We start from the raw sequence: 11,502 nt of genomic DNA, 5'->3' as shown, positions 1-11,502 counted from the left end.
TTTGGAAAGTTGATGAGGATTAAAACCGAGTCTATCCTATATCTGGACTAGCTTTTGAGCCATCAGTAAATATTGGTATTTTACAGAGAAGAACAAGATTTACATAAAGTTAATAGGGGATTAAAACAGATTTATATTTTTATTTCCCAAAACTATGACCGCTTTAAATCCAGCTACAGATATTCCTTCCAATATTGATTCTTTAGAAAAGTTAGCGGTCTGGGTAGGAATGTCTTTATCTGCAATCAACTTGACTGGCACAGCACTTGAGGCACCTGGATATAGTCAAAGAGTTGCTCAAAGTGGAATATTTTATGTAGAAGTCGATAACAAACATCGAGCTTTAATTCGTTTAAGCGTACCAGTCAGTGCCGATCATCTTGCAGGAGCCAATAACGTATGGACTTATGCTCTGCCTTTATCTGATGCTTCGATACCTACAGCATTTAAGACTGCGGCTTAATGTTTGAGCCACAACCAAACCCTTTTCAAGCTAATCCACCAGGATTTGATTTTGGATTTCAAGAACCGGAGTTAAAGTCAAAAACTCAGTTTCAAAATTTTAACTTTGATTCTGGAGGGCAGATGACTACACCTTCTAAAAGTGCAGTTCCACCCGGCGCAACACCAGAATCAATTAATTTTGACAGCACTGTCCGAGATTACATTCTCAAAAATCAACAGTTAAACGAAGCCCTCAAACAACAAAAAGCAATTGACGACCTTTACAAAAAAGTCGTTAGTGACGCTCTACCGCGTGAGGCAACTGTCGTGCCTCCTGATAATTTCGATTTAACGGCGAAACCGATGAAGAACATCACCCCGCCGTCAGATTTAGAAGAAATTATCAAATTAAAAGAACAACTATTAAAAAAAAGTCAACCAACTCCTAAAACTCCTCCGCCAAACCCAGATTTAAATTTAGCTCCCCCTAGTGGCACACCAGGAGCTAAACCAGGATATAAAACAATACCTAATCCGGGAACTGTCCCCAACAACACCCCGGAATTTAGACCTAATCCAAAGCCACATAAATACCCAGTTCCCAACCCCTTACCGAAAGACTTACCGCCTCCTCCCTCTCCAAAAGGATATTTTCCGCCTCCTGCCGATCCTCCCCTACCAAAACCCGCTAAGTTTCCCAAAGCTGGTTTAGGAGGTGCCGCAGTTGGTGGATTGGTCGATTTTGGGATACGAGTTGCCAGCGGTCAACCACCCGGACAAGCAGCTTTTGGGGCTGCTGGAGGTGTAGTTGGTGGTGTAGTTGGTGGCGCTATTGGCAGTCTAGGGGGGCCACTTGGAACTTTTGTCGGAGGTGTTATTGGGGGTGCTATTGGGGGCGCTATTGCAGATGTTGTTTTTCCCTATTTCTTTCCCGATCCTCCATCACTTGATCCTCCACTAACTTTCCCCCCTTTTAAGAACGATTATTCCGCAAAAAACGCTTATTTTATCAACGATCAATTTCTTCCTATTCACATTGTTTCAAGCGTTAGAACCGTACACGGAAAAATTTTAAGTGTTCAAAGATTAGCGGATTCAAATAACGGATATGTAAAATGGACTAACTATGAAGTAACTTCTAAATTATTTGAATTTGTTGATGGAATTAACATCAAAGTAGTTTCTTCTGAAGCAGTATTGGCATCAGAACCTACTCCTTTTTTAGTAGGTTTTGTTCCAATTATAATTCCTAATAAAGACCCAGAACCCGCACCAGCCCCCTCACCAAGTCCGTCCCCATCCCCGTCCCCAACTCCTACAAAAAAGCCTTTACCATTTTTTCCCCCTATTGATATGAAACTACCAGATCCAGGGATACCGCCAGAAGCAAAACCACCAAATATTTGTGCTTCAGATCCTTGTAATTTGAAAATTTCAAATGATTTGGATGAACTTAAAAATAAATTTGAATTTGTTCATATTAAAGTAGCAGTTTTTAAAGAATGTAATAGCAAGACTGGAAAACCTATGTTTAAAGAACAAACAATAAAAACCATTAAAGGACTTGAAGCACAGGAAATATTAAACTTTGCAAGAATCGCTAAATTAGAAGCGCTACAATGTGAAAATAATTGTACTGCAACTGTGCCCGAATGGTGGCAGCTAAGACCCGAAGCACAGCGACCACAATTAATTTATGTATTTGCTGAGAAGAAAGACGATGGGACGCTTGGAAATGATTATTACCCTATGACAATTCCACATCCAAAAAGCGACAAACCACCGGAAGAATCACCTTTCCAACCTTATAGAAAAGGTAGTTGGGAAGGAATTTTAACTCTCAAAGATAACAGTAAAGTTATTATTAACGCATTCGATAAAGACGGCGCTGAATCCTTTTTAAAAGAAATATCAAAGTTAATTAATCCAAAAATGCTTGAGGGTTCCTTTCAAAAGCTAGGTCAAAGAAAAGGACAAAAACTAAAAGAGATTACAGTGCAAGTTATTCGCGCTGACTACTACCCTGAGGGTAGTAAAGACATGAAACCAAAGTGGGTTAAAAATTTCCGGAAGTAATACTTGTAACACCTTCAGCAAACAATTATTTTGCGGAGCCTTAACCCCCCCGGTGGTAAAGCCTTCAAAAACAAGCATAAAGTTAATTAAGTAACTTTCAATAAATTGCTATGGCAGATAAAAAAGTTGCCCATGTCGTTACCATCGAAGGTAAAAAATACATGGCACTATTACCGGACATTTATACTGAAATTAAAACTGTAGTAGGCATAGAGAAAGCCCCATCTCCTGATAATACTACCTACGCTGGCAAGCTTAATATCTCAACTTACATCGCACAAGGCGATATCGTCCGCATTCGATGCAGACTTGAGAATAAAAAAATTAAAAGCATTCTTTGCGTTGCTGAAAAATTCGCGAGTGCAATGGGTGGTTTATTAAGTAAAAAAGTTGGTGGTGTAGATGTCAGAACTACTAACATTCCACGACGCATGAGGCTAGGATAATGCCATTACCTGTTTTACATAAGGTTGCTTTAGGAACCGGAAAAAACACCTATTATTTCAAAACTTCAGACGCTTACCAGACAATTAAAACTGTTGTTGGGATCGAAAAAGTCGCAGATCCAACAGGAACAGAAGAAATAATTTCTGTTAAGGAATTATTGAGAACAGGCGTTTTGTGGCGTATTGGAATTCGATACAAAGATTCTGGTGGTAAAAAGAAATCAGCTCATTTACTTGTTGCACAAACAAAATTAGTTGAGATTTTTGGCGAAAATGCCGGTGGAAAGTTAGAAGACAAGAACTATCAATTGGGAACTACTGTTAAGGGAAAAATCGAGTCTATCGCTGGAAGAAGAAAAGCAAGTTTCTCTTAATTAGTTTTGTTTGAGTCATACAAATTAAAAAAATGGCTCACTTTTACTAAAATTTTTGTTCGGAAAATTTATGAGTTTAAGCTTTCAAGCCTTAAGTCTGATTTTACCTCCTAATGCACTTAGTTTGGTTGGTTCTCAAGTGCTTCTAAACTTTAGCGAGTTAACCAACGACCCTATTAATTTTGATTCTTCATGTGTTGGGTTAACTGTTAAGTTAATGCAAGCATTATCTGACTTAACAACTACTGTCAACGCCGAACGAGCAAGTGAAAATCCTTCTAAGTCTCCGATAACATATGTTTCAAAAGACTTAATCGGCACTGCTGACGCGCCAGAAATTGAGTATAGTCTTCGCGTGGCAGTAGATACTAGTCAGTTTTTTAATAATCTGATTGATCCGGCTAATGATTAATAATGTCGCTGGATTGATTTCTAGCTCCTCAGTTAGCAGTTTTAGCAAGTCTATAAATAGCAAAGTTAATCTGACTCCCAACACACCTGTAGGGATTCTTAATAGCAATTCCAAGCGCAAATATGCTGCTTTTATTAACAACAGTCAAGTTGATATCACGTTAGTTTTAGAAGATAAGTCAAAAGCTATTATTGATGAAGGGATTGTTATCAAAGGCTACGGTGGTAGTTATGAAATTACTTTGTTAAATCTCTACACGGGAAAGGTTTCTGCAATCAGCGCAGCTATTACACATCTTTCTTTTGTAGAAGGCTTTGAATAATTTCTTTTATCTAAGTGTGAATTATGCCTTTATTTAATCCCGCTCAAGTTACGGTTACGCCATCTACAAGCGGCACCGTAGCGGCTACAAGTGTCACTGCTAGCACTAGTTCGGTTTCTATTCTTGCTGCAAATTTAGCGCGGAAGGGAACGACTATTTGGAATAATTCAACTGCTAATTTGTATGTTGAATTGGGTGCCACTGCTAGCACTTCCGCTTTTACTGCTAGGGTTGGCGCTAGTGGATATTATGAAGTTCCTTTTACTTATACTGGTGCTATTAGCGGTATTTGGGATGCTGTTAATGGTAGTGCGTTAGTTAGAGAGTTTGCATAATGCCTTTATTTAATGATAATACGACGAGTCTAATCTCTTCATCTCATCCTGGTTTTGTTGTGGGCAGATATTATGCTTCTACTTCGTTTACCCCTTCTTCGTCATTAACTTATTTTGGCACTGGTTATGTCTTTTATGCGTATTTTTTTGTTTCGTTTGCACAAAGCTTTGATGCTCTAGTCTTTCAAAACAGTAAATCGTTATCTAGTGCACAAGAAGTGCGACTAGCAATTTACACTGTCGAGTCGGGGTTACCATCAAAGTTAGTAACCGACTTGGGGAAAATTATTTTTACTAGCGTCGGTTTTAAACAAATATCTTGTTCGGTTTATCTTCGTCCGGGATGGTATGCTGTAGCCCTTCAAACTAGCCCAAATAGTGTAGTTTTAGCCTCTTCAATTATTAATTTGAGCAATCTTTTAGGACAGATAAACCCGTCAGTATATAGTTTTAGCGGTTTTAAAGCTAATTTAACCTATGGCACTTTCCCCTCTGTTGCTTCACAAGCAAATCTCACTGAGGCTGATGCACCAACTATTTGGTTAAAAGCTTCTTAATTATGAAAAATAATCTTGATATTATTTTAGGATTAGCAGCGCTAGTTGTAGTCATTTATAGGGTTTTTCAAGTAGAAGCTGCAATTTACGATGCAATTGAAAATACCAAAGATTCTTTCAACAATCGCATAAATTCACTAGAACATAATCTTGCCTTACATGTCGCAATTTATGCTGAACGCAAGGAACAAGTTGACTACTTGTTGCACAATCTTGATAGCAAAATCGAACACAAATTTAACCGCTTACTTGAAGAGATTAAACAGCTAAAACTTGAGCAAAAGTATAAAAATAATGATGAGAATTGAATGCTACAAAAATTAAGCGTTCGTTCTGTGGTTGTAATTATTTTGGTGATTGGGGCTTTAGTCTTGGCGATCGCAGACCACAACTTCCGTGATACTTTTGGAGATTTGGCTAAGGTTGGCGTCGGGGGATACTTAGGTCAAATGTTGCCTGAGGCGAAACGCTCTGGGGATTCTAAATAGACCCCAGCTAACGTCAGCAATTGACTTAGCCAAACAATGGTTTTTGAGTAAATTACACACCTGAAGATTTTCGTAGGCGATTAAATCGTTAGATTTCACAACGCGACACGCTATTTTCTTAGCGTGTTCAGTACGTTGCCTACTTATTCTCAGGTGCTTTCTGGCAAAAATCCCTCTAGCTTTTTTGCGTCCAGATGATTTTCTTACTTTTTTATAAATACGTCTCTGAGCATTTTTAATAGCTTTTTCAGTTTTCCTCAAAAACTTTGGGTTGGCTTCTTGATGTCCGTTGGAATCAGTGTAAAAACTCTCTATCCCAACATCTAATCCTATTTCATTACCTGTTTCTGGTTGGATATCGGAAACTTCAACGTCAATACAAAACTGACAGTAATAGCCATCGGCACGGCGTACCAATCTAACACGTTTAATCGACTTAACTGCGTATGTTTGAATGTCCCACTTACCTAACAATTTTAACTCGCCAATACCTTTTTTATCAGTAATGGTGATGCGGCGTTTTGTTGCGTTTAGCACCCAGCCCGATGTTTTGTACTCAACCGAGCGGTTATCATGCTGGAATCTAGGATATCCTTTCTTGCCGGATACCTTCTTTTTGCAGTTATCGTAAAACCTTGATATTGCTAACCATGCTCTTTCGGCTGATGATTGTACAGCCATTGAATTTAGGTTAGCCACAAATTTAAATTCGTTGCGTAATTCCGTTGAGTACTTGTTCAAAGCAAACCTATCGATTTTTGCCTCTCTTGGCGCGTCCATCCAATATCTCAAACATTTATTTCTGATGAATTGGGTAGTTTTGATAGCTTCCTCAATCGCTAAATATTGAAGCTTTTTAGCTTTGACTTTGTACTCTAGAACTAGCAAATTGACTCACCCCCTTGTTTTGTTTATACTATATCTAGTATAGGTGAATGTTCTAAATATGTCAACAGGTAAAGGCAGAAAAAGAATTAAAGATACTCCGGTTTTATACGATGAACCAAAAAAGAAAAGAGGTGTCATGCTTACAGATACAGCTTGGCATTCCGTCCAGGAATTAGCCGTAACAAACAATGTTAGCGCTAGTGAATATTTAGAAGAGTTGATTAGAAAACATTGCGTCACTGAGGCGTAAACGCCTTCTCTCAGCTTTCATCCCTGGGCTAAAGCCACAGGGTTTTCAGCATATTCCTTATAAGGGTGCTGCAAGTAAGTTCTAATTATAGGGGAATGTGGGGGTGATTTCGTAATCATCCCCATAGCTTTAGCATATATTTTTGAATTAAGATTCTCAAACTGCCTTGAATGATCCAATGATAACCGCTTCAACCCCTAAGTAATTTCCGAGCTATCAGCCCCTTGACTATTAAGACATCTCAGTATATTTTATTAGTAATGTAAGTGGGTAAAATCGCCTAATTCAATCTACGTTGGCTAGATTAGAAGCGGAGGAACCAGTAATTGGGGCGAATCTCTTTTTAGAGAAAGACACCTTCCAGTCTTAGCCCGTCAGCTAACTCCGTCGGCATTGGGAGGAGTACCTTTGACATAAGCTTGCTGTAAGCATTTGTCTTTTTGCTCTTCTAACTGGCATCACTGTTATTGTTGGCAGTGGTGTATTCTGTTTTTTCACCCACCTCGCCAACCGCCACAAATATACGGAGGCTAGGATGATTAATTACAAACAGTCGATTTTGGAATCGAACAAAGAGTTGAACAGCGTTACTGTTGATTATACTGAGCCAGAAGAAAATCAGTATCAGGAATCCCAAAGCTATTTTCTCACAGAAGCTGAAGCACTGAACTTCGGTAGAGCTTGCATTGAACGATTAATAAAATCAAAGTCTAAATCTATCAAGAAAGCGTATTTGTAGCTGGGAAAACACGGATAATGTTTTGTAGTGCTTTGCTTAGGGAAAAGACGATCGCCATTAGCTAGCGTGTATCACGAAGGAGATATAAATGCCCACTAGACAAACGTCGTGGAAAATAATGTACAGACTTCGGACTATCGCGTCTCTACAAGGGTTTTGGTTGAGGGATATTTAATTTTCACTTTTATGTCTATTAAAAATCGTGGTTTCTTTACACCCCACATTCCGCACTTAAATCTTAAGTACAAATAAATTACAGTTAATAAAAACTCAAAAAACCAGAATAATTAAGAAAAGAATACTCAACGAATCTGATTTTGAAGATAAATAATCAAATATAAAATATTTTCCTCATCAAGGAATTTATCTAAGCAATAAAAATTAAAGGAGCGATTACTTTCTCCTTCGGATATTGATAAATTGTTATTTTATTCTGTTGTTCTTTAGATGAAGAGATTAGATGGTATTTTTGATAAGATGATGGGAGAAAATTCCAAATAAAGTTACGCTATTATGTGAGATTGACAATTTGATCAACCCCATTCAAAGTAAAAATATGAATCCCTTGAAAGCATTGAAATATCCATCTTAATGTGGGATGATTTGTGAATTTGATTAAAGGTTTGGAGTTTCGCACTGCTGACTAGTCTAAACTCCAGTATTAAATTTATCGGTAGAAGCAGTTAATTGTTTGATCCAGAACTCTTCCCCTAATTTATAAATTAGGGGCAGGCTCGCGCTTTTAGGGTAGGCGTTTGGCTATCTATACTGGATAGTTTTGAATTACATAAAAACGGAGAAGGGGGGATTCGAACCCCCGTTAGGTTTCCCTAAAACGCATTTCGAGTGCGTCACCATCAACCACTCGGACACCTCTCCATAAGACATATTAAGCCTATAATAATTACAATATCACGAACTTATAAATTTCTACAATACCGAAGCTCTATTTTCCGTGGCTTGAATAAATGCCTCAAACTCACCCTTCGGAGTCCATTGAATCGCCCCATCTCGCCCAGTAAAAAACAGCTTGGTTTGGCTTTGACTTAACTGAGAGAAAATTTTTGGATCAAGGTCGGCATTAGATGCGATCGCTATCTGTGGTTCCAGCGCCAAAACCAAATCTTTCAATGACTCAGTAGCACACCACAGCACTTGCGGATGAACCAAAGCTTTATTTTTGAGAATTTGACGCAGCTCATCACGCTTAAGATTACCCACCAACAGCCAACTTTGATTTTGAATTTGCATTTGCAAGATCGGTAATTGGTCATTGATTAACTGCACCACTGTCGAACCGGTATTCACAGTTTGACCAAGGGACAAAGGTTGATAAACTCCCTTACTTTTTAGCAGTTCCTTTTGGATAGCCTGACTTGTCAATATATTGTCTGGGGTAGCAGAATAATCATAGAAAACTTTAATGGGCAAACGTTGCAGCACCTCTAACCAACCATTGCTATCATTGCCTTGGAAATGAAGAGCGATCGCCCAATCAATTTGATTTACACCCTGCTGTTGCAAAAATGGTATAATTGTGTAGCGTCCCGTACCTTCATCTCCACTATTAATCAGCGTTACCCTTCCTTGGTTTTGAATGACTAAAACTGGTTCTGTATCAGCTGCAAGCACCGTAATCTTAAATAAACTACTTGCAGAATGCCAAACTGGTATCAATACCAAAGCAACCGCAATCACACTTGCAAACCACCAACGCTGCTGCCACCAAGGCATCAACCAAACCAATATAATCAGTCCATAGATTGCCAGCATCTGCCAAATAGATATCGTGCCAACAGCAACAGAATTTCCAGGTAGCTTGCTGAAAAACTCCACTAACTTAATCAGCCAATCAGTAGGGTAATGTAATACCGCAGCGAAAACGCCGCCAGCGTCTGGCAAAATTAACGCAGGTATAGCACTGATAATCCCGCCAATACTAATAATAGAAATCAATGGTGTGCTAATGATATTTAAGAGTATGCTGTAAGTTGGCACAACCCCAAATGTGTGAAGCTGGACTGGTAAAGTCCAAATCGTCGCCGCTAGAGGAACAGCAATCAAAGATGCGATCGCGCTCGGCAACCAATTCAAACGCTGAGTTAACGGTGGTACTGTCACAATCAATCCCAGCGTTGCTAAAAAACTCAACTGAAATCCTAAATCCCAAATCCACAAAGGATTAAACACCAACAACAGCGTTGCCGCTAGCAGTAGCGATCCTAACTGCATCACCTTTCGCTTTAATGCCAAACCAATTAACGCGGCAAATCCCATAATTACCGCTCTAAGTACCGCAGCCTGAAAACCAGTTAAACTCAAGAAAATAATTAAGGCAAACGAGCCAAGAACAAATTGCGTTACACGTCTGGTACGCCTTGTCAACCCCAGCACCACACCTAATATTAGAGAAGTTTGAAATCCTGAAGCAGCCAAAGCATGAGCTAACCCTGCTTGCACAAACAAATCGCGAATCTCGTAAGGCAAATCAACAGCTTTGCTACCCAAAACCATAGCACTGACAAGGGGACCTTCGGGGATACCTAACCAACGAACTTGCGATCGTACAATTCGCTCCCCGATTTTCCACCATCCCCATTTATGTTCTTCTTCTAAAATATTGATCTGCTTTCCAATCAAACCAGCAAAAGCCCCTTCCTGCCTCAAAAACTTTTGAAAGTCGAAACTACCAGGATTTGACGCTGCTTTTGGTTTATATAAAACCCCAGTGATTGCAACTTGTTCACCAGGACTTAACCCAGTAGACTGAAGTAAAGGCACAGTCACATACAACTTACCTGTTGCTCCTTTACTCATACCTGCTGAGTTACTTTCCTTTTTTACCTCATCTAAACGCTTTACTTGCAGCCAAAATTGTCCCCGTTGACTGCGAGTTAAGCGCGGTATACTTGCTACCTCCCCACGAACAATCACAAGTTGCTCTTGATTGTTGTTATTTCCTGGTGGAACAAACAGACTGATATCATTTTTTCCAGGTTGGGGTACACGCAATTGAAAATACAAGCTTGCAAACAACCCAACCAAGCCAGCAACTATCCATATAATTGGTTTGGGATTAGTTTGCCTTGCGAATAGAGCGTTAGTTTTCGCTGAATGCTTTTCTGTTTTCTGAGGCAGTTTAGCCGAAGTAATGCGGTGTCTTCTCAAAAAAACCGCTCCTACTATCCCTAAAACCAGCACCCAAACTCCACCGAAAGGAACTGCTGTAAACAGCAACCCTACAATGTAGCCAAGACAAATAACTACACCACTAGCTTGAATCATGAGACTTCTTGCAAAAGTAATTACCAACTAGAACTTACTGTTACATTTAAGCCCACCTAGGTGAGCGTTTAGTTTCTCTAATTTTTAAGGTTTTTTTCATCCTTAAACTAAATCTGACTTTTCCCGTTAAGTCTCAAAAGCCTGCTCACAAAGGATTCTGAATAAAGTACAGCAAATACGGTACAGTAGTTGAAATTGGGTGTTCAAGGTGACAGGTGATGTTGGACTGGTGGGAGAAAAATTTTGCAACCTGTGAATTAGGCGATCGCCGATTAAATGAGCGTGTAATGTCAATAGGCTATGCTCTAAGTCAAGGATTTGGCAAGGCGCTGTCAGAAATCTTCAATAAAGCAACTGTACTCAAGAGAGCATATGAGTTTTTGCTAATTCCAAGGCAGAATTTGCCAGACTGATCGAGCTTCACTGCCAGATGACAGCGGAGACTGTTGCGGAGCGTGAGGTGGTGCTGTGTATCGGAGACACCACTTTCCTTGATTATGACAGCATTGTGGCTAAAAGAGAAGGTTACGGTCCAATTGGTAAGGGGGGTAATGGCTTAATATTGCACAGCGCTTTAGCAATAGAACCGGAGAAAGATCAACCCTTGGGTCTATTGTGGCAAAAACTTTGGAATCGAGAACCAAAACAGAAGCTATCAAAAGATGAAACCCCAACACAGAAGAAAAAACGGCAAGCAGCAGCCCGTTCTTCAGCCAGAAAACGCCCCTTTGAAGAGCTATTTCCTGCTTAACCCTCTTTTATGACTCTGGAGAGAGAATAATAATTATGAAGCCCTGACGACTGGAAGTCGCGGCTACACAAACGCTCGTCCGCCTACCTTGGACTAACCTGAAAATAGGGTTTCAAATTTAATCTGGCGAGAGTA

At 39.5% G+C, this 11,502-nt stretch carries 16 protein-coding genes, 1 tRNA gene and 1 riboswitch; of the genes, 14 read left to right on the top strand and 3 right to left on the bottom strand.

Features of this window, described 5'->3' with window-relative positions; translation table 11 throughout:
• Positions 1–154 precede the first annotated feature (154 nt).
• The 10 genes from OGM63_RS05695 (at position 155) to OGM63_RS05650 (ending at position 5,454) form a co-directional block, all read left to right on the top strand.
• Positions 155–463, top strand: coding sequence for a hypothetical protein (locus OGM63_RS05695; RefSeq protein WP_263744534.1), 309 nt, complete (start codon positions 155–157; stop codon positions 461–463).
• Positions 463–2,520: a hypothetical protein gene (locus OGM63_RS05690; RefSeq protein WP_263744532.1), complete on the top strand. Its 2,058-nt coding sequence runs from the start codon at positions 463–465 to the stop codon at positions 2,518–2,520. The genes OGM63_RS05695 and OGM63_RS05690 overlap by 1 nt, the downstream gene beginning before the upstream one ends.
• A gap of 110 nt (positions 2,521–2,630) precedes the next feature.
• Positions 2,631–2,966, top strand: coding sequence for a hypothetical protein (locus OGM63_RS05685; RefSeq protein ID WP_263744531.1), 336 nt, complete (start codon positions 2,631–2,633; stop codon positions 2,964–2,966).
• Entirely contained in the window at positions 2,966–3,340 is a 375-nt protein-coding gene (locus tag OGM63_RS05680) for a hypothetical protein (protein ID WP_263744530.1), read from the top strand. The genes OGM63_RS05685 and OGM63_RS05680 overlap by 1 nt, the downstream gene beginning before the upstream one ends.
• Positions 3,341–3,410: 70 nt before the next feature.
• Entirely contained in the window at positions 3,411–3,752 is a 342-nt protein-coding gene (locus OGM63_RS05675) for a hypothetical protein (protein WP_263744529.1), read from the top strand.
• Positions 3,745–4,074, top strand: coding sequence for a hypothetical protein (locus OGM63_RS05670; RefSeq protein ID WP_263744528.1), 330 nt, complete (start codon positions 3,745–3,747; stop codon positions 4,072–4,074). The genes OGM63_RS05675 and OGM63_RS05670 overlap by 8 nt, the downstream gene beginning before the upstream one ends.
• A gap of 23 nt (positions 4,075–4,097) precedes the next feature.
• A complete protein-coding gene (locus OGM63_RS05665; protein WP_263744527.1) occupies positions 4,098–4,409 on the top strand; it encodes a hypothetical protein in 312 nt (103 codons plus the stop codon).
• On the top strand, positions 4,409–4,966 hold the full coding sequence (locus OGM63_RS05660; RefSeq protein ID WP_263744526.1) for a hypothetical protein: 558 nt from the start codon (positions 4,409–4,411) through the stop codon (positions 4,964–4,966). Before OGM63_RS05665 ends, OGM63_RS05660 begins: the two co-directional genes overlap by 1 nt.
• A 2-nt stretch (positions 4,967–4,968) precedes the next feature.
• Complete coding sequence (locus OGM63_RS05655; protein ID WP_263744525.1) at positions 4,969–5,274, top strand: hypothetical protein; 306 nt, start codon at positions 4,969–4,971, stop codon at positions 5,272–5,274.
• Positions 5,275–5,454 (top strand): hypothetical protein, encoded by a 180-nt coding sequence (locus tag OGM63_RS05650; RefSeq protein WP_263744524.1) that lies wholly within the window; start codon positions 5,275–5,277, stop codon positions 5,452–5,454.
• On the opposite strand, the gene OGM63_RS05645 is transcribed toward OGM63_RS05650, so the two are convergent.
• Positions 5,407–6,342, bottom strand: a complete 936-nt coding sequence (locus OGM63_RS05645; RefSeq protein WP_263744523.1) for an RNA-guided endonuclease InsQ/TnpB family protein — start codon at positions 6,340–6,342, stop codon at positions 5,407–5,409. The two genes, OGM63_RS05650 and OGM63_RS05645, sit on opposite strands and share 48 nt — an antisense overlap.
• 58 nt (positions 6,343–6,400) lie before the next feature.
• Between OGM63_RS05645 and OGM63_RS05640 the strand changes: the two genes are divergently transcribed.
• Both OGM63_RS05640 and OGM63_RS05635 read left to right on the top strand, forming a co-directional pair.
• Positions 6,401–6,592: a hypothetical protein gene (locus tag OGM63_RS05640; protein ID WP_263744520.1), complete on the top strand. Its 192-nt coding sequence runs from the start codon at positions 6,401–6,403 to the stop codon at positions 6,590–6,592.
• Between the two features lie 267 nt (positions 6,593–6,859).
• Positions 6,860–7,000: riboswitch (cyclic di-AMP (ydaO/yuaA leader) on the top strand.
• 127 nt (positions 7,001–7,127) lie between these two features.
• The gene (locus tag OGM63_RS05635) at positions 7,128–7,331 is read left to right on the top strand and encodes a hypothetical protein (RefSeq protein ID WP_263744519.1); all 204 of its coding nucleotides are present in this window, start codon (positions 7,128–7,130) and stop codon (positions 7,329–7,331) included.
• Between the two features lie 794 nt (positions 7,332–8,125).
• Here the strand turns inward: OGM63_RS05635 and OGM63_RS05630 are convergent.
• Together OGM63_RS05630 and OGM63_RS05625 are read right to left on the bottom strand one after the other, a co-directional pair.
• Positions 8,126–8,210 (bottom strand) — tRNA-Ser (locus OGM63_RS05630).
• Between the two features lie 51 nt (positions 8,211–8,261).
• Complete coding sequence (locus OGM63_RS05625; protein WP_263744518.1) at positions 8,262–10,616, bottom strand: ComEC/Rec2 family competence protein; 2,355 nt, start codon at positions 10,614–10,616, stop codon at positions 8,262–8,264.
• A gap of 218 nt (positions 10,617–10,834) precedes the next feature.
• Between OGM63_RS05625 and OGM63_RS05620 the strand changes: the two genes are divergently transcribed.
• Together OGM63_RS05620 and OGM63_RS05615 are read left to right on the top strand one after the other, a co-directional pair.
• Entirely contained in the window at positions 10,835–11,029 is a 195-nt protein-coding gene (locus OGM63_RS05620; RefSeq protein WP_263744517.1) for an IS4/Tn5 family transposase DNA-binding protein, read from the top strand.
• 17 nt (positions 11,030–11,046) lie between these two features.
• Positions 11,047–11,367: a hypothetical protein gene (locus OGM63_RS05615; RefSeq protein WP_445974549.1), complete on the top strand. Its 321-nt coding sequence runs from the start codon at positions 11,047–11,049 to the stop codon at positions 11,365–11,367.
• Positions 11,368–11,502 lie beyond the last annotated feature (135 nt).

Source organism: Plectonema radiosum NIES-515, assembly GCF_025753815.1.
Taxonomy (GTDB): Bacteria; Cyanobacteriota; Cyanobacteriia; order Cyanobacteriales; family Nostocaceae; genus Hassallia; species Hassallia radiosum_A.
This window is presented reverse-complemented; position numbering and strand designations above follow the sequence as displayed.

Excerpts from the sequence above, each read along its gene's own strand:
- OGM63_RS05695 (WP_263744534.1), top strand. The coding sequence starts at position 155 with ATGACCGCTTTAAATCCAGCTACAGATATTCCTTCCAATATTGATTCT.
- OGM63_RS05690 (WP_263744532.1), top strand. The coding sequence starts at position 463 with ATGTTTGAGCCACAACCAAACCCTTTTCAAGCTAATCCACCAGGATTT.
- OGM63_RS05685 (WP_263744531.1), top strand. The coding sequence starts at position 2,631 with ATGGCAGATAAAAAAGTTGCCCATGTCGTTACCATCGAAGGTAAAAAA.
- OGM63_RS05680 (WP_263744530.1), top strand. The coding sequence starts at position 2,966 with ATGCCATTACCTGTTTTACATAAGGTTGCTTTAGGAACCGGAAAAAAC.
- OGM63_RS05675 (WP_263744529.1), top strand. The coding sequence starts at position 3,411 with ATGAGTTTAAGCTTTCAAGCCTTAAGTCTGATTTTACCTCCTAATGCA.
- OGM63_RS05670 (WP_263744528.1), top strand. The coding sequence starts at position 3,745 with ATGATTAATAATGTCGCTGGATTGATTTCTAGCTCCTCAGTTAGCAGT.
- OGM63_RS05665 (WP_263744527.1), top strand. The coding sequence starts at position 4,098 with ATGCCTTTATTTAATCCCGCTCAAGTTACGGTTACGCCATCTACAAGC.
- OGM63_RS05660 (WP_263744526.1), top strand. The coding sequence starts at position 4,409 with ATGCCTTTATTTAATGATAATACGACGAGTCTAATCTCTTCATCTCAT.
- OGM63_RS05655 (WP_263744525.1), top strand. The coding sequence starts at position 4,969 with ATGAAAAATAATCTTGATATTATTTTAGGATTAGCAGCGCTAGTTGTA.
- OGM63_RS05650 (WP_263744524.1), top strand. The coding sequence starts at position 5,275 with ATGCTACAAAAATTAAGCGTTCGTTCTGTGGTTGTAATTATTTTGGTG.
- OGM63_RS05640 (WP_263744520.1), top strand. The coding sequence starts at position 6,401 with ATGTCAACAGGTAAAGGCAGAAAAAGAATTAAAGATACTCCGGTTTTA.
- OGM63_RS05635 (WP_263744519.1), top strand. The coding sequence starts at position 7,128 with ATGATTAATTACAAACAGTCGATTTTGGAATCGAACAAAGAGTTGAAC.
- OGM63_RS05625 (WP_263744518.1), bottom strand. The coding sequence starts at position 10,616 with ATGATTCAAGCTAGTGGTGTAGTTATTTGTCTTGGCTACATTGTAGGG.
- OGM63_RS05620 (WP_263744517.1), top strand. The coding sequence starts at position 10,835 with ATGTTGGACTGGTGGGAGAAAAATTTTGCAACCTGTGAATTAGGCGAT.
- OGM63_RS05615 (WP_445974549.1), top strand. The coding sequence starts at position 11,047 with ATGACAGCGGAGACTGTTGCGGAGCGTGAGGTGGTGCTGTGTATCGGA.